The sequence below is a fragment of the Actinoplanes sichuanensis genome (genome assembly GCF_033097365.1).
Lineage (GTDB): Bacteria > Actinomycetota > Actinomycetes > Mycobacteriales > Micromonosporaceae > Actinoplanes > Actinoplanes sichuanensis.
This window is the reverse complement of the sequence record NZ_AP028461.1, coordinates 15064-41728: the sequence shown is the minus strand read 5'-3', so window position 1 is coordinate 41728 and position 26665 is coordinate 15064. Positions and strand designations below refer to the sequence as shown.

The following is a 26665-nucleotide window of genomic DNA, read 5'->3' as shown; positions in this document are numbered from 1 at the left end:
TTCATGCCACATGTTCCGCAACGTGTCCAGCACGTACACGGATCGTCGAGAGCCGCACTGCCCGCTCGAGGGCTACCACCGCACGAGGTGAGGGCTTCGGCACGCTTGATGGACGGGGGCGGCGATGTAATCCACGACTGGCGGGGAACAGCTGGGGCGGCGGAGAGCTCACGCCACCGGAGTCCCGGGTGACGTGTTCACCGTACGCCCCCGTGACCGAATCCGCTGAAATCGGTGTCGTCTGCGGCTCACCTGGCCGCGTGGAGTAACTCTCCGGCACGCTTCGCGCAGATTCTGACCTCTTTCATGGCGGCGGAGGACACCACGTGCCGGGAGCCCGGTTCTCCGGCCGTCGAGAGAGTGTCATGGCAGGCGTAGGCTGACGGTGTCGCTCCAGACTCCGGCGGCTCCGTCCACCGCCGACGAGTGATCCGAGAGAGCCGACAATGATCATCTTCAGAATAGTCGTCGTCACTGTTCTACGTGAGCGGCAGCACGTCAGAGCTGCCTTCGTCGAACGGGAACTGCCCGAGCACATCGACACCTCCGAACATGGCGGGTTGCTGGCCATGCTCCACCTCGAGCCGGCGGCATCGGCCCGAAGAGCATCCTTGTGATGGTCGGCATCCTGGGGCCGGTGGCCTGGCGTACCCCGCCGTACGCATATGGGCCTTGGGAACAGGTCACGGGGTTGCTTGCGGACGGTCTGGTGAAAGCCGGCGTTGAGGTGACGCTCTTCGCGACATTGGACTCGATCACAGCGGCGCGGCTCGATGGTGTGTGCCCGCGGGGGTATGCGGACGATGCGTCGGCGGACGGCCGAGTCGCCGAGGCCATGCATGTCTCGTACACCCTGGCCCGCTCCGGTGATTTCGACATCGTCCACAACCACCTCGACTGGCTCCCGCTCGCCTTCGCGGATCACTGCCGTGCCCCGCTGCTCACCACCGTGCACGGATTCTCCGGCCCCACGATCCTGCCGGCCTACCGTTCGAGTCGCTCCTCGTTCGTGTCGATCTCCGATGCCGACCGGCACCCCGACCTCGACTATGTCGCGACGGTCCATCACGGGGTGGACGCGGGCGGGCTCCCGTTCTCACCGGCCGGGGCACCCGGGCTGGTGAGCTTCGGCAGAATCCACCCGGACAAGGGCACCCACACGGCGATCGAGATCGCCCGCCGCGCCGGGCGTACGCTCACCATCTGCGGCATCGTTCAGGATGAGCGGTATTTCGACGAGCGGGTGGCGCCGCACATCGACGGCGAACACGTGGTCTTCCTCGGCGCGGTCGGGGCACAGCGCCGCGGTGAGATCCTCGGCCGGGCAGAGGCGCTTCTGCACCCGATCGACTTCGACGAGCCGTTCGGCCTGTCGGTCGTGGAGTCGATGGTCTGCGGTACACCGGTCATCGCCTACCCGCGGGGCTCCATGCCCGAAATCGTCGACGACGGTGTCACCGGGTTTCTGGTATGCGGCGTCGACCAGGCCGTCGCCGCTGTCGGCGCTGTTCACACCATCGACCGGGCCGGCTGCCGGGAACAGGCCCGCAAACGCTTCGACGCGCACCGCATGGTCGCCGACTATCTGGCCGTCTACGAGCAGCTCATCGGCAGCAGCAGGGGTTGACCGGCCCGCGCACACCCAAGCACCGCGCCTCGCACGCGGTCGCGTGTCGACCGCTACCCGGCGGGCTACAGAAAGGCACCCCATGACCATCAGGTACGGATTCCTCAGCACCCACCCGCCCACTCGGTGCGGCCTGGCGACTTTCAACGCCGCGCTCTCCACTCACCTCAGTGAGGTCGCCGGGCCGAGCGGCATCGTCCGGGTCGCCGCGCACGGCGACGACATCAGACCCACACCCGGTGTGGTGCACACCTGGATGGACACCGCACCGTCCGGCTGGCGTGACAGCGCCGAAGTGCTGAACACCTTCGACGTCGCCGTCGTCCAGCATGAGTACGGCATCTACCCCGGCCGCGACGGCGGAGAAGTCCTGTCCGTACTACGCCGGCTCACCGTGCCGAGCATCGTCGTCCTGCACACCGTACTGACCAATCCCACCCCGAGGCAGAAATCGCTGCTCGAACAGATCGCCGCCGCCGCCGGCGCGGTCGTGACCATCACCGAGGCGGCCCACGACCGGCTCCTTCTCGGCTATGCCGTGGACGCGGCGAAGGTGAGCGTCATCCCGCACGGCGCCTCCGACTACACCGGGGGACCGGCCCGCCGCCACGACAACCGGCCGCATCTGCTCACCTGGGGCCTGCTGGGCCCGGGAAAGGGCATCGAGTGGGCCCTGCGCGCCCTGGCCCGCCTGCGGAACCTCGATCCGGCACCGGTCTACACCGTGGCCGGCCGAACCCACCCCAAGGTCGTCGAACAGCACGGCGAGGCGTACCGGGCGAGCCTGCACCGGCTCGGGGCGGCTCTCGGCGTCGCGCATGACGTGCACTACGAGTCGGCGTACCTCGACAACGCGGCACTCGGCGACCTGATCTGCTCCGCCGACGTCGTCGTATTGCCGTACGACTCCACCGAACAGGTCACCTCAGGCGTCCTCGTCGAGGCGGTGGCAGCCCGGATTCCGGTCGTCGCGACCGCCTTCCCGCACGCGGTGGAGCTGCTCACCGACGGGCCCGGCCTGCTCGTGCCGCACAAAAGCCCGGCGGCCCTGGCGACCGCGGTCCGGAAGATCCTCACCAAGCCCGCTCTGGCGGCCGAACTACGAAAGCGCAGCGGCCACGCCGAACCGGCAGTCCGGTGGCCCGCAGTCGCCCTGCGCTACCAGCAACTCGCCTCGACACTCGTCGGCGCCGGCGTCCGCCCGGTCACGGCGGCCGGCGTATGACCGAGGGCGCGACCACCACGGCGGGGTCCGCCCGGGCTGTTCCCGCTGTGCCCTTCACCCACCTGCTGCGGCTCACCGACGACACCGGCCTGTTCGAACACGCCCGGCACGCCACTGTCCGCCGCGAGCACGGTTACTGCACCGATGACGTCGCCCGGGGTCTCGTCGTGACCAGCCGCGAGCCGGACCCGTCCACTGACATCCTCCGGCTCGCCGAGCGGTATCTGGCGTTCCTCACCCACGCCCAGAGCACCGACGGCGCCTTCCACAACCGGCTGGACTTCAACCGGACCTGGACCGATCAGCCAGGCGTCGGCGACTGGTGGGGCCGCGCCCTCTGGGGCCTGGGAACAGCCGCCGCACGCTCGCCGGCCCGGTGGATCCGCCAGGAAGCGCTCCTCGCCTTCACTCTGGGAGCCTCCTGCCGATCCACCGACCCGCGGGCGATGGCCTTCGCCGCGCTCGGCGCCGCCGAACTTCTCCGGGCCGATCCCGGCAACGAGACGGCCGCCGAGCTTCTGGCCGACGCCACGATCGCCATCGGGACGCCCGGTCCCGACCCGCACTGGCCATGGCCGGAGGAAAAGCTCACCTACGCCAATGCCGCCCTCGCCGAAGCCCTCATCGCCGCCGGCGACCTCCTCGACGACCCACCAGCCCTGGCCGCCGGCTTGCGGATGCTGACGTGGCTGCTGACGATCCAGGTCAGTGACGGTCATCTGTCGGTCCTGCCGTCCGCGGGATGGCAGCACGGCGGTCCACGGCTGCACCACGACCAGCAACCGATCGAGGTGGCGGCGCTGGCGGACGCCTGCGCCACCGCCGCCGCCGTCACCGGCGGCCGGAACTGGCACACGGGGGTGCACCGGTCCATCGCCTGGTTCCTCGGTGACAACGACATCGGCCAGGCCATGTGGGACCCGGCGACCGGCGGCGGCTACGACGGACTGACGCTGCACGGACCGAACCTCAACCAGGGCGCCGAGTCCACCCTCGCCCTCATCTCCACCCTCCAGCACCACACCGCGAGCGAGGGTCAGAACCCGCGAGCGCGTCTCGGTCACAGAACGGCGCCGCGGGGCGTAATCTCCGCTGCGGCGACTCCGCGACCGTAGAGCACGACGAGCCGGTCATCACCGTGTCTGCCGTGTAGCACCGCCGAGTCCTCGGACAACAGGCGAAGAACACCGAATGGGTTCGGTGTCATCGAGGTATCGCGATCGTCCAGGCAGGAGGCGACGGCACTTCGACATTCGCCGATCGTCGGCAGGGGAGCTCGTCACGTCGAGATCCGATGCCGTCCGACTGGCGTCCCGGGGTCTGCGGCGGCGGAGCCGGGCCGTCGCTGACGGCCGGACGCGACGGTGACCGCGACAGGGACAACCGCCGCGGCCACGTTCATCGGAAGCGCCGGCCCGTCCCCCACAGACGGACCGCATTACGTCATCGTCCAGGAGCCACGAATCGCGGCGCCCTACGCACTACCGCCCGTTCACCACGGCGGCGCGTCGCACTGCCGCCGCGCTCAGGCTGCGGACGAGGGCCTCGTGCCCATCCGCGGTCTCCCAGCCGGTGTCGGCCACGACCACCACGGCGCGCCCGGTCCGGGCGACCACGACGTAGGTTTCCTTGTTCGTCTCTGCGTAGTCGATGTACTCCCGATGCCGCAGAAGCACGGACTCGTCGCCGGCCACGCCACTGGCGCGAACTGACCAGCCATGGCCACAGGTGGCTACGGCCCGGCGCACGTCACGCAGATACCGCTGGGCGCCGTCAGAGGCATAAACGGCCACGTCGTTCACGATGACCGTCGGGCGGTCGTTCACGCCGACCATGGCCTGGACGGCCCGATCCGCGCGGCGCAGCTTGGCCGACGCGTATGGTCCGCACGGCTGCGGCGGCCGCAGCGCCACCCAGGAGTTGGCGGTGACCGGCGTGGTGGCGGTCCCGTTCAGGTCCGCGGCCTGCAGCATTGCCGTCTCGGGGACGGAGTACGCCGGCGCGGACGCGATGCGGTAGGCGACGATCGCCGGTCGTTGGTTGCGCGCGGCCGGGCCGATCAGTGCGACACAACCCGCGTCGCCCGCGCCGCCGGCGCGGAACCGCTTCTCGAAGTTGCCTCGGGCGTCGGTGACGATGTTGTTCCTCGCGCCGCCGTCGAAGTCGCAGCCGCTGTCGAGCGCGGTAGCCAGCTTCTGGCGGGAGAGGGGCCGGCCGGTGTCGGTGAAAGAGGCCCGGCCGTGGATCCGGAAGCCGCCCCCGGCCAGCATCGAGTATTGGAACGTCAGCGCGGGCCGGTGGGTGCCCCGGACCCGCAGTTGCGGTGCTCGGGCGCCGGAGAGTGCGGTGGACAGTTCGTTGCCGGCCTTGTCCATCGCGCCGACCGAGACGATTCGGACCGTTCCGTTCCAGGTGGACGGCACGTTGACGGTGGCGCTCCAGATGCCGTCCGTGGCGGTCCCCGAGGTCCGAGTCAGCACCGGCCGGAGCTTCGACTGATGGCCCGGGACCGGCCCGAGCACGAGCTGCGGGGACGGGTTCATCTCGTGCGGGTCGTCCCGTACCCCCGACGGGTCGGTGACCCGCATGGACACCCGTACGGGCACGACGGCGAGACCACGGACCGCGACGGAGGCCCGAGAGAACTTGACGTCTCGCACCTGCGGCGGGGACTTGTCGGTGGAGACGAGCGCCGGACGGGTGGCCGTGGCGCCCGCCCAGGCGGGCGGCGTCCCAGTGGCGAGCAACGCCCCGGAGAGCGCTACGGCGGCGGTGAGATGGGCGGCGGTGGTGGCACGGTCGCGGGTCTGTGGTGCTACTGAACGCATGTGGAACTCCGTTTCTTGCTGGGAGGGTCAACTAGTTCGTCCACCGCTGCCTCGCTGCGGTTCGCCACTGTCGCCCAACCGACAGTTCCCGCACCGCTACGGAACGTGGCACTGATGGAGCGTCTTCCATGGCCTCGCGCGGACGCATACTGAGCGCGGAAAGGACGTGCTATGTCTGGTCAGGATGTTGAAAGCCTCGCCCGGATCGCGTCCGCAGGCGATCTGGCGGCGCTTAATGTGCTCCTCGTGACGGTCCGGCCGGAGGTTCTCCGGGTGTGCAGCCGCCTGTTGACCAATCGCGAGGACGCCGAGGAGGCATGCCAGGACACCCTGCTGGCGGTGGCCCGGGGGCTGCCCCGCTTCGAGGGCCGCAGCGCTTTCCGGACCTGGATGTTCCGGATCGCCACCAACCGGGCTCGCTCGGCGCGCTGCGGGGACCGGGCGGACGCCCGCACCGGCCGCGACGACGGACTCGCTGACATCGCGGACGTGCGGCGAACCAGCGTGGTCGCCACGACCCGGGTAGACCTGCTCGAGGCCCTGAAGCAGCTACGGCCGGAACTGGCCGAGGCGCTGGCGTTGCGGGACGTGGTGGGGCTCAGCTGCTCAGAGATCGCCGTACTGCACCACGTTCCGGAAGGGACGGTGAAGTCCCGGCTCCATCAGGCCCGGCGGCAACTGCGCATACGCCTGACAGCCTGATAGGCACCTGGGGGCGATCGGTCACCGAGTGGTTCGCCGAAGCCGCACAACCAGTGCTGCGGTGGCTGCGGCGAGGGCGACGCCGGTTCAGGCTGGGCGGGTTGCACGACGAATCCGGTGATGGCGAAGGCGGGCAGCAGGGCGGCGTAGGCGATGCCGTGCCAGCGCAGTCGCCGGCCGGTGCGGGCATCGCGGTGCCGAGGACGATCGCGGACACGATGAGCAGGAACGTGGCGGTCGGGGCGGTGGCGAAGAAGGCGGGGCAGTAGGCGTTGAGGGTGGGCATGCCGGGGGCTAGGCCCTCGTCGACCAGGTACGCGCCTGGCGACCCAAATTCATGGCCGACGTCGTCTGCGGGCACAACCTGCTCAGGGGCAGGATCGCCAACCTGATCGGATCGGCCTGGTCAATCCGGCCGCCGTCCTGGTCTGCCATCTGCTCGAGGCTCCGCTCCAAGCCGGCTCATCGACGTGATCCTCGCCCTCGGCTGCCTCAACGTCGGCACACAGGAACTCATCGCACAGCAGCTACGGCATCTTGTGTCCTGGCTGATTCCCGCCGACCGGATCGTCATGCGTGCCAACCCGGGCCTGCCCCGGATTGCCGTTCTTCGCCTTGTCACCGCAGGCCCGCGAACCGGCCGGTCGTGGTGAGCGCGACGGCTCGCAGGCTGTCGATCCGGCTGTCGGCTCGGTTCGGGACCGGTGCCTGGCTGTGGCGGGCCGCCGCATCCCGGAACTTGTCCCACGTAAACGGCGGTCCGAGCAGGTCCGCGACGTCCAACAGAATGTTGAGGTCGAAGACGACGGTATGGAGGTCTGGTTCAGCCTCGTGGTGCGCTGGCACGCTGCGGGCGCTCCCGGTTGATGCGGGCCGCGACACGCGGCGGCTGGGCATGGTCGCAGTCCGTGGTGAACGCGGAGGCCGAGGGCTCCGGGCTTCCGGGGCCGCGCCGAGCACGCGTGCACCGCGCAGTGATCCCCGCCCGACTATCACCGCCGGTCCCGACCCTGCCACGATCCGCTGCAGGTGCGCACCAGCCTCCACCAACGGCACCTTCGCCTCAGGAAACGCCAATGACGAGTACCCGCTGAACTTCGTGAGCAACGGACTCCAGCCAACGGCTCCGGAGCCGCCCCGACAGTCCGATCAACCAGCCGGGACTACCGCGGACAACCCGGGACAACCGCAGCCAGCTTCCGAACCCCACGAGCAACCACGATCATGGAATCACCGGCCCAGGAACGGGCCGGCGAACCAAATGAAGATCACCGTACGGGCGTACGTGTCATCGAAGTGTCGTGATCATCCATATAGGAGGAAGACTCGCCTCGATGTTCGGCATCGCCCACAAGGAGGCCTGTCGTGTCGAGATCGGATCACTCAGGCCACGAACGCCCTGCTCAAACCAAGTTCTTGAAAGCGAGGTCGATTCAGCTGAAAGACTCCAGGGCCGTCGAACACGAACAGGCCACGAAGATCAGCCGGACTCCGGGCATAAACCGTACGCGCGTACGTGCAAAAATGCGTGTCACGCCACCGCGAATGCATCGATGTCCAGACATGCAAAAGGCCAGCTACGCTGGCCTTTTGTTAAGTCGGGCTGACAGGATTTGAACCTGCGACCCCTTGACCCCCAGTCCCATAACGATTTGATTAAGTAAGATCAAATCGTGTCATTCTATACACAGAACCGGACACAACGACAGTGCCATGCCGTCCGATTTCTACTAATCCCAGAGAAGTTGATCAAGCCTGTGACCAGGCACGTGACCACGCTCTATCAAGTGCGGAGCCTGCCACCCCGTCCAGTTTGACCCTCCAAGCCGCAAGGAGGGGCCTGACCATGCAGAGCACGTGGCCATTTGCGGCTCGTCGCATAGATTTGCCGAGAAAAGAATATTGGAGGCTCAATCTGAGCCACGGCGCGGCCCACTTGACAGCCCATGAGGATCGCAGCCTTTTCCTACCAGCGACAGGCGATTACACGATGAACGCCGTATCAGAATCAATAATACTGTCCCGCTCGAATTCTTAGTCACCGCCTTGTCACGTCCCTGCCATCCCCCTGGAGGGATGATTTGGCCCGCAGCAGGACTCGGCGGTGAGTTCGTGGCTCGAAGGTCAACCCAGTAGGTCGTGAACGGATCACCGAGCCTCACGGACGAGGCGCAGTGCATGGATCATTTGGTCTTGTTCTGGGGTGGTCAGGCCAGGGAGTGCGTCGTCGAACAATTCGTTGAGGCGGCCAGAGGCCCATCGGCGGAGGTCGTCGTCGGACTGGCCGGGCGGCGCTGGGAGCAGCCGGTGAAGTTGGTGGGCCGCAACACGGGTGTGGACTCCGGCGCGGATCCAGCCCAAGACTTCCGGTGAATTGGCGCCTGAACGTACTGCAAGTGGGAGCAGGTTCAGGCTTCGGAGCGCGTCGTCCGGCAGGCGCCAGGGGCCCTCGGGGTCATGTTCGCGGCCGAGCGTGGTGATTGCGGCGAGTGCGCCAGCGACTAGTGGTAGACCGAAGCGGAAAGCGTCGCTGGTGATCGCAATAGTTCGTGGTAGCGGGTCCTGTGCTCCACGCTTAGCGTTGGCGGCGACGGGTTTGGTGTGGATGTGGTCGGCGATAGAAATGATGGGGTTGCCAGCGAGCCAGGCTTGTAGTGCAGTTCGGTAGGCGGTCCAGGCGTGGGTTCGGGCGGTGTTGCTGTCGGAGTAGATGTTGGCCAGTCGGCTGGTGCCGTACGGGGCGTTGGTCAGAAGTCGCTCAAGTTGTGGTCCGGGCAGTTGGCTGAGCAGATCGAGCATTACGTCGGCCCAGTTGGGGATGGTGTTTGGTCCGGTTGCAGCCGCGAGGAAGGTACGCAGGCCGTGGTAGAGCGAGGTGGTTTCAGGCAGGGCTATACCGGATTGGTGGGCCGCTAGTGCAACCCATGGTGGGGCGCCAGCCGTGCGGAGGAACGCGTTGCCGGCGCTGCCCAGCACGCGAGTGATTTCGGGGACCAGAGATTGGGCGTGGACTCGGTGTACTGCCCAGCTCTTGGCTACCACTTGGCGGGTTTCGTTTTCGTCGCCGTCTTCGAAGATGAGGAAGCTGAAGGCGGTGTGCTCGGCAGCAGTCAGGGTGTCGACTGCAAGCTCGCCGGACATAACGTCGGCGATGAGGCCGTCGAGGGCGCTGCTCAGTTCGGAGGAGGCGTCTTCGTCCTGGAGGAATTCTGCCCGTCGGACGGCTTTGTTGGCGTCTGCTGCGGAACTGAGGACGAGAGCTTTGTTGGGTACTACGACAGCCATCGAGCGAGGGGCGATGTGGGCGCGTCCAGCTCGTCCGATCGCGTTAAGTAGCTGCGCTCGGGTTTGGTCGCGGCGTTGCTGCAGGCTGCTGGTGGTGTCGTAGCCGATTTCGGTTCCGCCGATAACGACGGCGGTGGCTGGCAGGTTGAGGCCTTGGGCCATGGTTCCGGTGGCGTACATGGCGGTGGCGTTGCCGTGTTCGAAGGCGACCTCGCTGGCGCGCTGTTCTTCACGGATCAGGGCACTGGTGTGTACGGCTACGCCTCGTTGTAGGTGGTCGCGTAATGCCGTTGGTGCGCCAAGTTCGATTTCTGCCAGGTGTAGGAGGGCTTCTACAACGGTGTTCAGCTGGGTCTCAGCGAAGTTGGTGAGGCGGGCAGCGGTGAAGCTGTCGTGTTTGCTGCGTGGCAGGAACGCGAGGACTTTGTCGCCGCGGTCGCCGAGGCGTTGGACGATCGCTGCGGTCGCTGGGGTGCAGTAACCGTCGGGTTCCCATTTGCGGTCGCGGTTGACGGCGACGGGTGCGCCGATATCAGTCTGGATTAGGGTATAGTCGTCGGCCGCGTGACTCGCCCAGGCTCCTTGCAAGCCGGCGAGTAGGGCGATAGGTGCGTCGAAACGTTGTCTCTTGCGGTGCTGTGGTAGTTGCAGCAGTCGGTTGTATGCGGCTCTGGCTTCGGTGTTTCCCCGGGCGCGGTCGATGCCCGCGATGGCTCGTAGGGTACGGGTGGGTCTCCAGGGCTCGTCGATCACGATGGTGGGGGTGCCGGTTGCCTGGGTTAGCCAGGCGCCGAGTTCGGCGGGGTTGGCGATCAGGGCTGACATCAATAGGAGTTGGGCTTGGTGGGCGCGGTGCATGATTTCAGCGATGACTAGTTCGGCGATGACGCCGCGCGTGCGGTCTCCGAGAAGGTGGGCTTCGTCGAAGACACAGAGTGCCAGGGTGGTGAAGGCCTCGGGGTTCTGTCGTAGTGCGAGGGAGCATTTTTCGGGTGTCATGACGAGGACTTGCTGGTCTTCGATGTGTTCGAGTGACTCGCTGGCAAGTTGGGTGTATTCGGCGCCGCCGATGAACTCGCGGGCTGTTGCCCGGCCGAACATGTCTGCTGTTTGGCGGCGAATTTGGCCGACTAGTGCGTTGGTTGGTGCTAGGTAGAGCACCCAGCCTCGGGTTAGTGCCTGGCTGATGGCGAGTTCGGCGACGGCTGATTTGCCGGAGTTTGTGGGTACGGCCACTACCGCATGAGCGTGCGGGCCGGGCAGTGCTTGTTGAGCGTATTCTTGGGCTGCCGGCCAGAGTAGTGGCCTTGTGGTGGCGCGTTGGCGTTGGTAGTTGCCGAAGCGGTCGCCAGCGTCGCTGGGTGGTCGCGGTACGGTGCGTAGTGCTCGGCCTCCGGTTTCATCGCATGCGGCCGCCAGCAGGAGTAGCAGGTGGTATAGGTCGGGATGGGCGGCTGGCCGTGGGGGCACCTGATCACGGTTCTCGAGTCGGCTGGCGAGGGCACGTAGAGCGCTGCCGGCTTCAGGATCGCCGCCGTCGCGGAATGTGATCCAGTTGAGGTGCTCAGTGATGTGTTGGCCGATGCGGCGCCAGAACTCGTGGCGTACTCGGAGCCGGGCCGACGGAAGCTGCGCTGTTAGGGTGGGCGGCTCGTCGTCAGTGGCGGGCGTTAGCCGGCATAGGTGCAGAATCCGCTGTACGGCCCATGTCGCGATCGGGCCTTCGTCGTTGTCATCGCCGAGGTCATCGGCGCCGATGTCTATGACGGTCAGCGCGGCGTTGGCGTCGTAGCCGGCGATCAGGTATAGCAGGGCGGCTTCGACTTGTTCGAAGGTGCGTTCCGTGCCGAACAGCCAGAACTGGGCTGGTGGGTTTGTAGCAGCGGCGTCTGGAATTGCGGGGGCGCTGGCTGCGGCCCCTTCGTGGGCGATGGTGAGGGCTTCCGCTGCGACAAAGGCGCAGGCTTGGACCATGGCCGGAGGGGTCTGGTCGGGCAGGATCGCGTGGACTTCTAGGGCTGTGGCAAGCCTGCGTAGGGTCTGGACTGGGATGGTCGCGGTGGGGCCGGTGCCGAGCCTTGGTGCGGTGGTGTCGAGCCACGCTGCTGTGAGCATCCGTCGGATCTGGCCGGTATCAAGGCCGGAGATTGTTGGTAGCGCGCCGAGCAGTGTGTCGATACCGCGGTTGAACATTAGAGGACAACCTCCGGGACGGCGTGACGCATCGCGTCGGCAACGGCGTCGAAAAAACGGTGGAAGTCGGTCAGCTCCACCACGATCAGACGGCGGCGCTGAAGAGGCGTTTTGAGCTGGTTGAATTTTGCGCGCGTCGCCGTGAAGTCTCCGGCGTCTTGGTAGACGATGATCGGCAGGTAGGAGGCATTTTCGCTCCAGAGCGAGTCCTTGACCTGCTCCTTGAGGCCGGGAGCGAGGATGGGCCGGAAGGCCATCAGCCTCGACCGCAGGTCGGGTCCATGTACTCCCTTTTCTACATCTATGAAGAGGTCTGCTGCGGATCCAAGGTTGGCGTTGACGTTCGAGGCGGTGGATTTGCTCTCGCCGATCGCGACTCCGAGGATGCCGCCCTGAACGTAGGTGCTCACGGAGTCCAGGCCTTGCCTGTTGGGGGTTTCGTGGATCTCGCTTAGCGCGCATACTTGGCCGTCAACACACGAGGTCTCACGTCTAGCGCTGAGAGCTAGCAGCGCGTGAGCGACGCCTTCGCCGATCCAGGCGTTGCGGCGGGTGTCGCGGAAGAGCCGCTGCGTCTTGGTGGCGAACAAGTTGTGACTGCCGATCAGCGATTCTACGGTTCGGCTGATCTCTTCGCGCCGGTCTACGCCCTCGGCCAGCATGTCTTGCGAAAGTTGGGCGTCGAGTTGGATCGCGCCGGAAAGTGCGCCAACCAGGTAGCGGCCGAGTGCCGCAGGCACTGCGGCGGAGTCCACTCCGGTGATGGTGACGACGGTGTGGCTTGCCGCTGCAACGCCGGGGTTGAAAACAACGCATTTCTCAAGGTCATCCACCGCTGCGGTGAGAAGGTCGATGACTCGGCTGGTGCCAGCGGCCAATCTGTTCCTCCTTCAGTGACGAGTGACCACGGCCCTGATCCGGTTGTTTGGCCTTGGTCAGGAGCGCTTCGGCTTGATTATCGGTGGAAGCGGGCCTCGCCATGAGGGGCGATCGGATGCTTACTCGCCCGCGGGCGGTCGACGACGCCACTACCGCTGCGGCTGGTGGTGTCGTCAGGTGCGGGTCGATCCTTAGGCCAGCGTGTTGGGGAATGCTGCTGGTAGCAGTGGCCGCTGCCTGCAACAGCTTCTATCCGGTTGGAGAGGCGTGGCGCCGCTCAAGGTCGTCGAAGAACTGGTCGAGTCGGTGCTCGATGCCAGGTTCGTCCAGCTCGTGGCCTCCGAATCGATAGACTTCGTAGCCGCGCAGTCGCAGTGACCGGTCCTCGGCCACCATTTCGGCGTAACGTCTCGGGTTGGCGTATCGGCGCCCGTTGTCAAGGACTTCGTCGTCGGCGTAGTGCTGCGCTCCGTCCCATTCGATCACTATTCGGATCCGGTTGGGCAGGAGCAGGAGGAAGTCCATTCGCTGGCGGGCCAGTGGCGGAGTGTTGGGCGCGTAGCGTGCCTGATGATAGGGGTCGTAGTGCAGGTATACCTGCGGGATGAGGGCGGGGATATCGGGGCCGAGGCGTTTGTAGCGCCTTGTGTAGGCGTCGAGAATCCGGCGTTCTCCGGTGTTGTCGCCCAGCGATTGGTAAAGCCGACCGAGCAGGTTGCTCCAAATTTGGTTTTCAGGCAGGTGGTTGAGGCTGGCATGGGTGGTCCACCAGTCTCCGAGTTGCCGCCAGGTGAGGCCCTCGATGCCCAGCGGACGGTCGTAGATAAGGCAGTATTGGGCGTTTTTGACCGCGATGAGGTCATTGTTGAGGGCGTCGTTGAAGACGAACTCGGGTTTCGGGCCGTCGGCGGCGAAGATGAGGTTTTTCATCTCGCCGGTGATACCGGAGCCGTGTCCGCGAGCTACTAGGTCCGCGAGTTTTGCTGCGGACTCCGTTTCCTCGCATTCATCGAGAACCTGGAGCGCGAGTTGGATCAGTTCCGGTTGTGTCTTGCCGGCTATGCGGCGTTCGACATAGGCGGCCTTACTGAGGTTGGCCACGTCGTCTGGCGGGTTGGGCGGCGCGAGTCCGATGCCGGTGCAGAACTGCTCGACCTTTGGGGCGCTCATTGCATCGCGTAGGGCCTGTCCGATCGCTTGTCGCAGCTTGCGCGGTGTCGCCGTTCCCATTGGTCGATCTTAATGCGCAGCTTCCGCCACCAGATCGCCAGCTTGGTTTGTCTGCACATCCCATCGGCGGATTTTGCCGAGGTGACAGCTTGCGGTAGGTCGGACTGTGCCCGGGAGTGAGCGGTGGGCAGCTGTGACAGCTGAGCAGCCGACATTGCGGGACATCAGGATCGCCTCCTGAACGTTTGGACGGCCTGCTCGGGGCAGGTCCGTCGCTGCGCCGGGCTTCGTTCCAGTCTCCGCCATCGAGGGAGTGCGGATTGGTCGCCAGCTAGCGGTGTCAACAAGCACCAGTTTGGCTGTGGCTGACAGTGTCGAGCGACGAGCCGTGCCTGCCCTATGTGCGGCGGTTGATGCTTTGACCCCCCAGCCGTGAGCGCCGCGTAGCGGGCAGGAAGCGCAGGGTGATACGCCGGCCGGAGGTTGATCTTGAATGCTGGTAGAAAGTGTCATACCCCCGTGTCATCCTTGACTGCATCGAGGCTTGGAGGCAGGCCATGCCGTCAGAAATGCGACACGACGTACGACATGCCACTACACCGACGCCCAGCGGCTGCCGCTGGTGCGGCATCGAGCAACGTTCACATGGCCAACGATGGGTCAAGGGTGCTGGCATGCACATGTGGACGGCGCCCACCACCCAACAGCGTTTGGCGCGTATGAAGGCTCGGCGAGCCTCACGAATCGGCGGGGTTGGCTAGCTCGATCAGTGCCAAGAAATGCTGGTGAAGCTCTTCGGGTACATCCCCTGGCGCCCTGAAGGTTGCAACGAGCTCGTACACCATTTCCGGCTTGGTCTGCGGACCGTCAAGGCTGGAAGTCTTGAAATCGGTCAATAACGCCTCACTGAACTTTTTCTCTGAGCGTTTATTCGCGATCACGTCAGGGGTCCATGGCTCATTGTCGGTTCGCGGCCATTTAGAATTTGCCACTGCCGCCCATTGCTCGTCGGTGAAAAGATACTCCAACTCTCTGTCTTCTCCGCCGATCAGAAGGCGGTCTCGATTCGGATCGAGACCGTACTTCTTGAACTTGTCATCACCGAAGATCTTCTGGCTCTTGAGGCTGTCTGCATCGATAAGGACAGCGACTCGGCGGTCGTGACTCGCGAGAAACTTCGCGAACATAAGTGCACCTTCGTTGTTGTTGCAGGCCCAGAGCGCAATTCCAGCAGACTGTAGAGGAATTCCGGTGGCCAGCTTAAACAGCACAGGGATTGATTGTTGCTCTGTTGGCCCTTCGACTCCGACAAACAGTCTCTCGTGCAGGAGCACGCTGTTGCGAAGGCCGAGAGCCGCCGCGATGTGCGCGAGGTGCCGATCTGTTTCCTCATGCCCTGACTCGTCAGCGAGTCGTTCCATCACGGTGCGGTTGTGGCGCAAGGTGAGATGCACGATGGAGGCGATATCGACTCCATCGATCAGGTTCATCGAGTGGGTGGCAATCATCATGCGGATTTGGGGCAGGTGGCACTGCTGGCGGATCAACTGCATCACGCGCCGCTGATGCGAGTAGTCCAGGTGAGTATCGGGCTCGTCGTAGAGGATCACGACGTCGGGCTGGGCCTCCTGATGGTCGTTCGCGTCGTTGCCGGCGTCTGCTGAACCGGGGTTGGTGGGGGCCGGTTCGGTTTCGGTCTGGAGGACTTCGCTGGCCCACTCCCACACTGCCAAGCTGATACGCCGGGCCCGTCCTGCGCCGGCGGCGTCTACGGCAACGGCTTCTCCGCCGGTGCGGGCAAGCTGAAGACGCGCAGATTTGAACGCGCCGGAGAAGGAGACGTCCGGAAGAACCTCGACTTCGGTTAGATCGGGGCATCGATCCATGATGTGTTTGCACAGGTCGGCAGCGTCGTCCTTCAGCAGGTCACTGAGTTCCGTCTCCAGCGCTCGGATGCGAACGTGCATCTCAGGCGCCTCGAAGTGCACCTTGTAACGGGCGTTGAGGATCGTCTTCACCGCCGCGTCGACCGATGCTTGTTCACCTCCGAATCTCAGCAGCCGAGGCAGTCGCTGTTGAACATTCGAGGGCGCGTCGATCCAGTCATCGACGTGAGGAGCCTTATCTGCAAAGGCCTGCAACAGCTCAATCCAGCCAGCCTTGTTCGATGGCGCCTTCTCAGCATTTAGGTCGTACTTTGTGGCCAGGTCCTTCAGGTCTGCGACTTTCAGGCTGTCTAGGTCGCGGAGTTCCGAATCTGCGGGGACGTTGAGGAGAATTTGGAGCACCGGCGACTGTTCCTGTGCGGCGAACCGCCGGATCCGTACGCGCTGCGGCAGCCCGAGGTCCGATTGCTCCGTCGGGCTCAGGACGAATATTCCGTCGACCCACGTGTGAGCGACTCGTTGCCCAGCCTCGTCGGCTGCCGCTCCGGTGTCCTGCGACTCATCGGTGCGGCGCATGTCACCTGCAGGGTCACCGTGGGTATGCCGGGAGAAGGTCCTGTCAGCGTCTCGCAGAGTGTAAGCGCCGAGAAGAAAGGCGATGGCATCGAGGGTGGCCGTCTTTCCACCGTCATTGTGGCCAGTGAGGATGGTGGGCTTGCCGAGGGGAATGCAGTCGACCTCCTCCAGACTCCGGAACCCAGACACTGCGACGGACTCGAGTTGCATGCAATACCCCTCAGCTACCGTGCCGGCGGCTCTCCTCGCCGGGATGCCCTGCAACGGTCTATCACAGCGGCGTTGCTCATCGCTTCGGCCACCTCGGCACCGCGACGATGATGTCTGGCGCGCCAGTCCCCATCGTCACTCCATACGACTTCAGGATCGCCCGGACGGGACCTGGTGGACCCTCGGATGATCGGCTGCCACGCGCGGACTACTCCGCCGCCTGTGGGAGACCACGATCCAAACGCTTCATTAGGTACGCGGCTGGATGAGGTCAGGCCCGAGGGCGGCCGACCCACGCGAGGTGGCTTGCAGAGACTAGATCTCCCTTTCGGTGCCGGCCTTTCAGAATTCCCACCCGCGTTCTGCCCTCGATGACCTGAAGCCCTGTCGTCGACGGATCGAGGAGCGACCGATCGATTAGTAGCGGCCAGCGTTTCCAGGTACCGTGCGTCTGCCAGCACAACGCGACGCCTTTATGTATTCCGCTTTTACGGTTGCCGATCCAGTGGTCGGGGTTTTCTGCATACTCTCCATACAGTCGCCGTCAGACCGCCCGGTTGGCATCTGGATAAAATCTTTTGCCGATATGGCCTCCACGTCCCACCCAATGGTTGACAAATCGATATTCCCGTAGTCTCGAAGGAAGGATTCATTGGCGGCATGATCATACAGCCATTGCTCTAGGACATCGTCTGGCCACCGAAGTTCAGAGACAATGGAGTGGGATTTAAAAAATGAAATACTAGACTCCTTCTCGTTGCAGAATCGAGACAAGTCGGCGTAGGCAGCAAGACGCATGTCTCATTATGGACCACATAAAAGCCAACTGCGCCATCACTCGGGGCGCTCTGGTGAGGCTGGCAGCAAGCCTCACCAGCGCGGCACGCCCGTCACGAACCGCGGCACGCGCCCGCCGTGGCCGCGGCCGCGCATCAGAGATCTGCAAGACGCCGCAGATCTACACAGCGGTTTCGCTGATGCTGGCATCGAGCTGATACGCAGGGAATAGGTACTCACCCGCTTTGCGGGCCAAATGCAGCGGTAGAGGTAGGACTGTCGGGTCGTCGTAGTGCGCGGCGGCGTAGCGGTATTGGTGGGCTGCTGCCGCCCATGGTGCGGGGTTGTCGCCGGGTTGCAGCGCGGCGACGAAGTATTCGACGAGTTGGGGGTTCCAGACTTCGGCACCGATGTCGAGGACGAACTCATCGGGTCGGTCTTTGACCTTCTTGACGCGTAGCTCGAGGCGGGATCCTCGGGGTGAGGTCTTTGAGGCGGTGACGGGTTTGTCGGGTGTGCTGAAGAAGAGTCGACTGTTCGTGCTGTCGGGTCGCCATAGGCCGGCGCTGAGCCCGATAGTCTTGATGGTTGTCAGTTTGCCTTCGGGGTCTTGTTCTTTGCGTTCGGCGTAGGCGAAGTGTTGCGAGGTCTCTTTGTTGAGGTTCGTGCGGACGCGGACGAACCGGATGTTGGGGTATCGCGTTGCGGGGACGTGGATGTCGCTGGTGCTGAGCTCGTCGAGGCGCAGTCTGCCGTTGGAGGTGTTGTACCAGTTGCTGCGCAGGTTCTGCGCGTGGCTGATCAGCAGCGTTGGGCCGTTGAGGGAGTTGAGTTGTTCGAGCAGGTCGTCGATGAAGGCGGTGACCTGTTTGGGGGTCATGAGCGCTTCGTCGCCGTGGAGGGTGCTCAGGCGTAGCTGTGCTTGGTGCATGGGCAGCCACGTGCGGTCGCCGGGTAGTCGGACTTTGACGACGGGCTGGCGGGGGTCGCAGCAGACGGCGATGGGGTAGGCGGTGTTTTGCGGGCTGTTCTTGCGGACGAGCCAGAGGCCGACGACTCGGGTGGTGGCGGGCAGTGTCTCGTGGTCGAGGCCGAGTTTCAGGGGGCGTGCCGGGAGGCCGGCGTGGCGGACGAACAGCTCTCTCAGGCACTGCTCGATGCGGATGCGGCGATCTTTATTTTTCTCCGCTGTGGTGTATGGGGTGAGGAACTGGGTGTTGCGGTGGGTGCGGCCGGCCCCGATGCGGGTGGCGAATTTGGGGTCGTCTTCGTCGGTGAACGCGTCGCCGTCGTCGAGTTCGACCATCGTGAAGGTGGGTTCGGTAGCGGGCTGCTGGAAGAGCCAGTCGCGGATGTTGCTGATCCGGTTGGTGGCGGCGGCCCGGATCCGATCAGCCTTTTTGATGATCTTGGGGTCGGTGTTCAGTTTCTGCGCGAGGTCGCGGTCGGCGAGGGTGCGGGCGCGTGCGGTGACTCGCAGTGCGTGGTTTTCGGTGTTCCAGGTGTCCGGTTCTGGTCCGGGGGTCAGGGGTGGCATCTGAAGCACGCTGCTCAGCTGTGCGAGTGTTTCGTCGCGGATGGTGGTGGTCTGCCACCAGATCTCGAAGGTGATGTTGCGGCCGATGGCGGCGGCGACCTTGTCGGCGTCGATGCGGACGCCGTCCTTCTTGGCCGGCGGCCGGGGTGGGGTGCTGACGTGGGGTACGCGGTCGGTGAGTTTGACGGCTTGGAGGTGGGGGGTGAGGGCGTCGCGGAGTGCCTCGAAGATCCGCCAGCGGTCGTGGGCGGATACTCCGTCACCGACGGGGTGTTTGTCTCTGAAGCCGGTGCGATAGAAGACGGCGGTTTCGAAGCCGGCCTCGTACTGCGGCAGTTCGGGGATCTGTCGCAGGGCGTCGTTAGCGAGGTCAGCGGGGCTGGGGAGCTGCATCTGGGCGTGGTAGCGCTGCAGGACGGCGACGATGTCGTCGGTCCAGTCCCAGAAGCCGTCTTTCTTGCCGTAGGCGCCGGGTCGCCATTTCATGCTGGAGCGGGCGAATACCGGTGGCAGGTGGCCGTCGTACCAGGGGGCGGGTGCCTTGACGGCGACGGAGAGCGCGCGTTTGTAGTTCTTGAGGAAGATTTTGCCGCTGGCGTATCGGCGTAGGCCGATGGTGACGAACAGGTGCGGCTGCGGGTTGTCGGGGTAGGTCTGCACGGTGAGGCCGATGACGTAGGACCAGGGCCAGCGGCGTTTGCGGCGGGGATGGTAGTGCGGCGGCCAGGACACCAGTTCGGCGCCGTTGGTCGTGGTGATGCGCTGGAATCGTGAGGTGGCGACGCCGCCGTGGTCGACGCTGAATCCGTTGTCGCCTACCAGCTGGGCGGCGAGCAGGTCGGGTAGCAGCCGAAAGACGGGGTCTCCGGCGGTCTTGCCGGGCCGTGGCACCGGGTCGACTTGGGTCCAGGTCAGGTCCCGGTCGGGGTTCATGCCTGCCAGTAGGTCCGGTAGTTGCTGGAGCTGTATCTGTCGGCGCGGGTATCGCTTGGCGTATGCGTGCGCGGTGGTGACTACGCCGCTGTGGATGAGTGCGGTGAGCGCCGCGTCGTCGGGTTTCGTGGCGGCGCCGAGCCAGAGTTGGTTGTCGCCGCGGGCGTCGTTGACGATCACTTCCGGTTGGAAGGTGGAGAAGGCGGTTGTCAGGTCGCGCAGCGGGGCCCGGCGTGGGCCGTTGGTGGCGCCGGGGTTGAGGAATTCGGTGAGCGCTGTCTTCCACGTGGTGGGGAAGGTGCATGCCTGGTAGGGCTGCAGCAGGCCGGTCATCAGGGTGGGGTCGAGGGGGAACACCAGCTCCTGGATGTGGTCATAGCGCACGGTAGGGCTCCAATAGGGTGGTCAGAGCGCGGTGCAAGGGCTCGTAGAGGATGGTGGCGAGTTCGACGTCTTGCGGGCGGATGCCTTTGCCGGCCCGGGCGTCGGTGAGGACGCGGTGCATGCCGACGAGCAGGCTGGTGTCGGAGCTGGGGTCGAAGGCGGCGTCGCAGAAGTGGATGGTGGCGGCTTGGCCTCCGCGTACGAGCCGGCCGATGACTTGCCAGATGGTGACGAGTTGCGTCCACATGAAGGCGGTTTGTTCGTCGTCGTTCATGCGCGAGAGCATCAGTGGGTGGGCGAGGGCGCGGCGCCATCGGGTTCCGGCTTCGGCGATGAATGCTTTGGCTCGTTCGGCGGCGATGGTGGCGGGGCCGGCTGCGGGTAGTCCGTTGCGGATTTGTTCGACGCCCCAGCGGTTGATGTCTTGGACGTGGTAGGAGATGTCGTCGGGGCGGGGGTGGGGGCGTACGAGGAAGTAGGCGGCGCCGAGGGCGGCGACTCGTTCGTCGTTGAGGATGTTGTGTCCGCGTTCGACGGCGAGTAGCGGGGCGATGAGCAGCCATGCGTCGGTGTGGCGGAGTTCGGCGACGCTGCCACGTGCCAGGGTGCGGCCGGTCCATTGGTGGGTGTAGCTGGCGTCGTCGGGGATCAGGCGCAGGATCTGTTCGTTCCAGTCGGGCCGGGCGCGTAGGAGTGTGGCTTCGACCTGGGCGCATTCGCTGTAGCTGCCGACGAGCAGCATGATGCGTTGCCGGCCGGGTGGTAGCGCGTCGCGTTGTTGTTCGAGTTTGCTGGGCTGGGCGCCGAGGCCGTCGTCGATGATGCGTGCGAGTTGCTCGACCATGGCGGCTAGGGCGGCGGGCCGTTTGTCGGGTGGGGTGCCGGAGATGTTGATGCGTTTGTCGGTGGTTCCGTAACGCTGTGGGCTGTAGTGGAAGACGCTGGCGTTGATGCCGGCTAGTTCCCGAGGTGGGGCTTGCAGGACGCCGGTGACGGGTACTTGCAGGTCGTAGCGGGGTGAGGTGCCGGCCCAGCTGGTGGCTGACATCAGTAGTACGCCGGGTGGGTGGGCGTGCTGGTCGGCGTAGAGGTTGGCCAGGTTGAGCAGTAGCCAGCGGCCGATGCCGTTGCAGCGGAAGAACCGCAGGGAGCCGAGCCGGTCGGGGTGGGCGTCGTCGTCGTGCTGGTATTGCAGGCCGATGAGGTTGCCCATGGGTGAGTCGGGGACCATCGCGACGTATTCGATGGGTGGGCGGTGCACGAGGCTGGAGCCGTGGCCGCGCATGCGCAGGGGGCCTTCGACGTCGTTCCAGCGGCCGGTGATGCTGCTGATGTGGTGGGTGAGGATGCCGACCAGGAGCGTGAAGTGCAGTTTCAGGGCCAGGTCGGTGCGGTCTTCGGCGGTTTCGGGTGGGGTGATGTCGGTGAGGGTCGACAGCCAGGTCGCCAGCATTTTGGTGATCGCGGCGTCGTCTCGGAACGCGGTTTGCTCGCTGAATCGGCGCAGTTTGTCGGCGTGGCGGTCCTGGGTGGGTTGTTCGGTTTTGGTGGGTGCCAGGGACCAGGCGGAGAAGCTTTTGCGCCAGGCTTGGGCCCGTTGCGGGTCGATCGGTGGTGGAGTGTTGCCGGCGTCGGCGGTGTTGTCGGCGGCATCGGGGCGGGTGGGGACTCTGGCGAACATGGCGGTGAGCCGGACGGCGAGGGTCCATTCGTTGAAGTAGCCGTCGCCGACCCACGCACGCAGGTGGGGTTGGTCGCCGAGTAGTGCGTAGATACGCGAGATCAGCATGTCGGCGTTGTCGACCAGTTGCACCCATCGGGCGATCTTCGGGATGCGCATGGGCCCGCGTCCGCGGGCGCGTAGTTCCGTCTTCTTGGCGGCGTCGATGACGTCCATCCAGGCGTCGTCGCCGTCGCCGGCAAGGGTCTGGCTGGGGCTGAAGATGCCGTCGAGCTGGGTTTGTACCTGGTCGGCTTCGTCGACGATGATCAGGTCGCTGCGGTACCAGGCCAGTTCGAGGTAGCGCAGGTTCACGTCGATCAGCGGCTGCGGGACTCGACTGAAGACCAGTCCGGCGGGGGTGGTCACCCATACTTTGGCGTCGACGAGTTCGCGGGAGGCGTGGTGGCGCTGGCAGCGGGTCCAGAGCGGGCAGACGTGGTCGACGACAGTCTTGCCGCCGCGGGGCCCGATCTGGTCCTGTTTGAGGCGTAGGCACGGTGCCTCGTCGAGGTGCCAGGGCTGGGGGTCGGTTCGTTGGCTGCTCAGGGCGCAGGCCGAGGACGCCCACCGCAGCAGTGGAGTGTCCATCGCGGTGAGTCCGTCGGTGCGGCGTACGCCGGGGCGGTGGAGTTGCTGGATGTGGCGGCCTCGACCGGAGGCGCCGAGCACGGGTGCTGCGGTGACGCCGTAGCGGCGGTACAGCTCGACGCGGTTCAGGACCGACACGACGTCGGCGACCACGATGGTGATGCGGTGTTGGTGGCGTGCCGCCCAGATCGCGAGCAGGTCCATCAGTGTGCTTTTGCCGGCGCCGACCATACCGGCGAGGTGGTGCAGTTGGGTCAGGTCGAGCGTGGCTGCTCGTGTGAAGGTGTCATCGGTTTGCCGTAGGCGCAGGATGAGGTCTTCGAAGCGGCTGTGCCAGCGTTGGGAGTCTCGGTTGTGTCGACGGTCTTCGTCGTCGAGGCCGGCGGCGAAGGTGACCAGTTCCTGCCAGTCGAGGTGTACGGGCCGTCGTTGCGGGGCGGCGCTGAAGTCGTGGCGCGTCAGCAGGCCGGGTTCGGGCAGGTGGGTGGGGATGGTGATGGTCTCTCGGCCGTCGTCGGCCGCGACCCAGTAGTTCTCGCCGGCTTGCGCGACGGGCATGTCGTCGCCGCGGTGGGGCGGGAATTGTGCGAGGGCGGCGAGGTAGTCGTCGTGCCGGTCGCCGACCAGTGGTGGTCTGCGGTGTGGCGGGACGATGTCGTCGGGGCCGTCGAGCAGGTAAGCCCGTAGTTGTTCGGGCATGGACAGGTAGTCGGATAGAGCTTCGCGCCACACCGGTTCGGATTTGAGCTCGCCGACGAGCCACACGATCACGGACATCGAGTGGTCTGCGTGTTCGCCGGCGTCGGTGAAGCGGTAGCCCTTGAGCTGAGCCCAGGCGCCGCTAGCTGGTTCCCCCGGGGATACGAGCCGGGCCAGGGTCAGGACCAGTTCGACGGTGACGAGTTCGATGGCGTCGACTTTCCATCCGCGGTCCTTGGCTGCCTGTTTGATGTCCTTGCTGAGTCGTTCGTGCCAGCGTCCCCGGTCACGCGCCACGGGTCGGTCCCTTCGCCTTGGTCAGCAGCTGCGACACGGACAGGGCTTTAGTTTGTGGCTGCTCGCGCAGTGCTGCGCTGTGCCGGCGGAGGATGTGCAGGTAGTTGCGTTGCTTGCGGGTCCGGTCATCGGGGATGACCACAAACCCGTCGGTGTAGGCGTACTCGTGTCCGGTGGGGAACGACGGCAGCGGGCGCAGTCGCCGGGCCAGGGCGTAGGGGGTTCGCCAGTCCTTGACGTCGATGCCCCAGCGGCGGCCGTCGGGCCAGATGGCCAGCAGGTCGTAGACGTCGACGTCCGGCCACCACAGGACGGTGGCGCCGGTTTTCTCGAGGGCCCGGGCGAGGTCAGCCTCTGGGCGGCCGGGAAGGCTGATGTAGATGCTGAGGTCACGGCGTAGTTTCACGACGCCCTTGGCCGGTTTGGTGGTTACCTGCGGTGGCCGCGGCAACGCCTGGCACCGCGGCGTGGCGCAGCGCCATCCGGAGCGGGCGGTGTGCCTGACCAGGTGGTCGCAGTTGCGGCAGACACCGACGTTACCGTCGAGGATGTCGTCGGGTTGTGCCGGCTCGTAGGCTTCGCTCAGCCAGTCGGACCATGACGGCAAATCCGGGAAGGTATTGCGCATGGAAAGCAGTTCCAGACCCGTCAAGGTCGGTGAGTCGATCAAAAGGCGGCGCAGCGCGACGTAAACGGTCTGCCCGGGTGGGCCCATGCTGCGGCAGGTGGAACGTACGTCGCGCATGAAGGCGCTTTCCAGCACTTCGCTGATGACGTCGGGATTCGAGACGGCCCAGTCCCGGCAGGTTTCCGTCGGCTCGCCGTCGATGACCAATTGGTCGCCGGGGCCGATGGCGCCGTCTGGCCATTCCAGCGGCCAGGTGGACAGCGGCTTGGTGCACCAGTTGGTGACCAGGTCCCCGATGTCGGTGGGGGGATCTGCGGCTGCCATCCAGCACGCCCACGTCAGATGGTCGAATCCTTGTTGCAAGGCTGTCGGGTAGGGCGTCCGGCTGTCCTCGGGACCTATCCAAGTGGGTAGCCGCATCAGCCCCGAGGTGATCAAAGCTAAGATCATTTCCGACTTGACGGTCGCGGGATTCACCGAACCGCCCGCAGGTGAGGATGATTCATATTCGCTTCCTTTCCGGCACTAAAAGCCGGAGGCAGCTTAGGGCGTCGGTACGACACAATCGCCCCCTCGTCACGAAACTCGAGGCCTCACTCGGATGGGATGTCCCCGCATATGCAAAAAGATCTTCACGAACGGTAGTGCCTTCTGCGTAAACGCCGACGGACAGCAAGTCCGCCGGACGATCATTGTTCGTCCGAGCGAGACGAACGTGCTGGAGCCTTCGACCGCACCCGTCGCCATGAGGGGTGCTGCCGCTGCACGAGGATCGCGTGCTGCATCCACGGCGACAGTCGGCCTCGGCGATTTACCCACGCAGTACGCGAGGCTGCGGCGCCGTCGCGTCGGCGAGTCCGCGGTGATCTGTGCTGCAAAGATCACCCGGTACGACGATTCCGGTCCGCCATCGCCCGAAAGGTAGCGCCTCTCACGGTGGCGGCACGGCGACCGCTTGCCGCACCGCAGAGCCGCACAAGGCACCTTCTATCGGCCGAGCAAGCGCGCTCTTTTCGGCCAGGATGGCTTCGGTGATCGATCTGGGGCGGGGTCCGAGTGCGTCCAGGACGTCGGTGACGTCCGGCACGAGCTTCGGTTTGGCGATGTAATAGGCCTTGGTGACTTCTTCGCTGGCGTGTCCGAGCTGGCGCGACGCCTCCTTGGTCTTGCCGGCATCGTCGAGCACCGTGGCTACTGTCTTACGGAAAACGTGCAGCGTGACCCACTCCAACCCGGCTTGGTTGCGCACTTCACGCCACTGCCGGCCGACGTTGTAGGGCGAAAGCCAGGTGTCGTTGCGGCTCGCGAAGACAGCGTTGATGCTGTGCTGGCCGCGGGCCGGATGCGCACGGTCGTTGAATCGCCGCCACAACACATCGACGACGAAACCCGGCAAGATCACTGTCCGGAACCCGGCGTCGGTCTTCGTGCGGTCCTGCCGCGAGAAGCCTTGCCCCTTAACGAAGACGATCGTTCCGCAGATCGTTGCGGTCGGGCAGTCGTCGTCAAGGTCGATGTCCTGCCATCGCAGCGCCAGGACTTCGCCGATCCCGGGCGCCGGTGGCGATCAGTAGCTCGACGATGTCGGCGAGGTTGCCGTTGCGACGAGGTCCAGCGCCGCGTCGATGCTGCCGCAGCTCGATGGCCGCACGGATGATGCCGAGTTCATCGAGCGTGAGTGCGTTGACCGGCCGTCTGGCCCGGGGAAGCTGCCCAATTTCGCGTATGGGGTTGGCCGCGATGGCGCCGTGCCGTACGGCCATCGACAGCATCTGTTTCAGCACGACTTTGGCGTTGCGTGCCTGCGACGGTTTGGCCTTGGCGAGCGTTTTGAGGAATCGATCGAGTCGCCCGACTGTCAGCTCGTTGATGCGCAGCTCGCCGAACCCGGGGAGCACGGTTTGACGCAGGCATCCGGTGTAGCGGTCGACGGTCTGCGTGAGGATGCGCCCCTCCATCTTGATTTCCTCGAGCCAAAGATCGGCCAGGCTGCTCACCCGTGTCGTGGCGGTCAGTTCGTGGTGGGCTCGGTCTCCGAGCTTCGCGATCAGTTTGGTTTCTGCCCGCTGGCGGCTGCTCGCGTGTGCCTGCACCACACGAGTCACCTCGTCGGTATCCCGGAACGTCGCCCAGGCCCGCCATTTGCCCGGTCCTTGTTCGACGTGATGGATGGTTCCCCAACTCCCGACGGGAATGCGTGAAGCCGACGCCTGTCCTCCGGTGGTCTCGGGCCGGGGTGTGACGCTGCGTAGGGCGTCAGCCAGGATTAGTTGCTTCTCCTGCGCGGTCAGCGTCCGCGGGCCCTCGTCAACGATCCGGAGATCGAACCGGCCGGTTGGCGAGTTGAGGGCGACCTCGATGCGTAGCGCCCCGTCGCTGTGGTCGTGCCCGATCGTCACGGCTTCAGTGTGCCGTGCTGCGGGGACGCGAAGGACGGTTTGGCCGGCACTGGCAAGCTGTCTTCGGCGCCGGCCGGAAAGGTTGCGCTGTTGCAAGGGGCGCCGACGGTGCCACTGCC

17 protein-coding genes are annotated in these 26665 nt (G+C 65.3%); 6 read left to right on the top strand and 11 right to left on the bottom strand.

All coding sequences use genetic code 11. The features are described from left to right. Positions 1-446: 446 nt before the first annotated feature. The 4 genes from Q0Z83_RS00170 (at position 447) to Q0Z83_RS00155 (ending at position 3967) form a co-directional block, all read left to right on the top strand. Positions 447-617 carry a hypothetical protein gene (locus Q0Z83_RS00170; protein WP_317791685.1) on the top strand — a complete coding sequence of 57 codons (171 nt, stop codon included), beginning with the start codon at positions 447-449 and terminating at the stop codon, positions 615-617. Further along, positions 614-1627, top strand: coding sequence for a glycosyltransferase family 4 protein (locus Q0Z83_RS00165; RefSeq protein ID WP_317791684.1), 1014 nt, complete (start codon positions 614-616; stop codon positions 1625-1627). The genes Q0Z83_RS00170 and Q0Z83_RS00165 overlap by 4 nt, the downstream gene beginning before the upstream one ends. An 82-nt stretch (positions 1628-1709) precedes the next feature. Next, complete coding sequence (locus Q0Z83_RS00160; RefSeq protein ID WP_317791683.1) at positions 1710-2852, top strand: glycosyltransferase; 1143 nt, start codon at positions 1710-1712, stop codon at positions 2850-2852. Between the two features lie 47 nt (positions 2853-2899). Next, the gene (locus Q0Z83_RS00155) at positions 2900-3967 is read left to right on the top strand and encodes a glycosyltransferase (RefSeq protein WP_378078177.1); all 1068 of its coding nucleotides are present in this window, start codon (positions 2900-2902) and stop codon (positions 3965-3967) included. A 366-nt stretch (positions 3968-4333) separates the two neighbouring features. Here Q0Z83_RS00155 and Q0Z83_RS00150 read toward each other — a convergent pair whose 3' ends face one another. Then, a complete protein-coding gene (locus Q0Z83_RS00150; protein ID WP_317791681.1) occupies positions 4334-5680 on the bottom strand; it encodes a hypothetical protein in 1347 nt (448 codons plus the stop codon). Between the two features lie 171 nt (positions 5681-5851). Between Q0Z83_RS00150 and Q0Z83_RS00145 the strand changes: the two genes are divergently transcribed. Further along, on the top strand, positions 5852-6382 hold the full coding sequence (locus Q0Z83_RS00145) for an RNA polymerase sigma factor (RefSeq protein WP_317791680.1): 531 nt from the start codon (positions 5852-5854) through the stop codon (positions 6380-6382). A gap of 101 nt (positions 6383-6483) precedes the next feature. After that, positions 6484-6651, top strand: coding sequence for a hypothetical protein (locus Q0Z83_RS00140; protein WP_317791679.1), 168 nt, complete (start codon positions 6484-6486; stop codon positions 6649-6651). 349 nt (positions 6652-7000) lie between these two features. On the opposite strand, the gene Q0Z83_RS00135 is transcribed toward Q0Z83_RS00140, so the two are convergent. From Q0Z83_RS00135 to Q0Z83_RS00090, 10 genes are all read right to left on the bottom strand, one after another. Then, positions 7001-7279, bottom strand: a complete 279-nt coding sequence (locus Q0Z83_RS00135) for a hypothetical protein (protein WP_317791678.1) — start codon at positions 7277-7279, stop codon at positions 7001-7003. A 1251-nt stretch (positions 7280-8530) separates the two neighbouring features. Further along, positions 8531-11860: a DEAD/DEAH box helicase gene (locus Q0Z83_RS00130; RefSeq protein WP_317791677.1), complete on the bottom strand. Its 3330-nt coding sequence runs from the start codon at positions 11858-11860 to the stop codon at positions 8531-8533. Then, entirely contained in the window at positions 11860-12738 is an 879-nt protein-coding gene (locus Q0Z83_RS00125; RefSeq protein WP_317791676.1) for a hypothetical protein, read from the bottom strand. The genes Q0Z83_RS00130 and Q0Z83_RS00125 overlap by 1 nt, the downstream gene beginning before the upstream one ends. Positions 12739-12988: 250 nt before the next feature. Then, the gene (locus Q0Z83_RS00120; RefSeq protein ID WP_317791675.1) at positions 12989-13969 is read right to left on the bottom strand and encodes a hypothetical protein; all 981 of its coding nucleotides are present in this window, start codon (positions 13967-13969) and stop codon (positions 12989-12991) included. Between the two features lie 677 nt (positions 13970-14646). Then, complete coding sequence (locus Q0Z83_RS00115) at positions 14647-16581, bottom strand: ATP-dependent nuclease (RefSeq protein ID WP_317791674.1); 1935 nt, start codon at positions 16579-16581, stop codon at positions 14647-14649. 958 nt (positions 16582-17539) lie between these two features. Continuing rightward, entirely contained in the window at positions 17540-20212 is a 2673-nt protein-coding gene (locus Q0Z83_RS00110; RefSeq protein WP_317791673.1) for an RNaseH domain-containing protein, read from the bottom strand. After that, entirely contained in the window at positions 20202-23519 is a 3318-nt protein-coding gene (locus Q0Z83_RS00105; protein WP_317791672.1) for a pPIWI_RE_Z domain-containing protein, read from the bottom strand. Before Q0Z83_RS00105 ends, Q0Z83_RS00110 begins: the two co-directional genes overlap by 11 nt. Next, positions 23509-24597: a pPIWI_RE_Y domain-containing protein gene (locus Q0Z83_RS00100; protein WP_317797396.1), complete on the bottom strand. Its 1089-nt coding sequence runs from the start codon at positions 24595-24597 to the stop codon at positions 23509-23511. The genes Q0Z83_RS00105 and Q0Z83_RS00100 overlap by 11 nt, the downstream gene beginning before the upstream one ends. A gap of 481 nt (positions 24598-25078) precedes the next feature. Beyond that, positions 25079-25663: a tyrosine-type recombinase/integrase gene (locus Q0Z83_RS00095; RefSeq protein ID WP_317797395.1), complete on the bottom strand. Its 585-nt coding sequence runs from the start codon at positions 25661-25663 to the stop codon at positions 25079-25081. Then, positions 25653-26546 carry a phage integrase central domain-containing protein gene (locus Q0Z83_RS00090; protein ID WP_317791671.1) on the bottom strand — a complete coding sequence of 298 codons (894 nt, stop codon included), beginning with the start codon at positions 26544-26546 and terminating at the stop codon, positions 25653-25655. The genes Q0Z83_RS00095 and Q0Z83_RS00090 overlap by 11 nt, the downstream gene beginning before the upstream one ends. Positions 26547-26665: the final 119 nt, after the last annotated feature.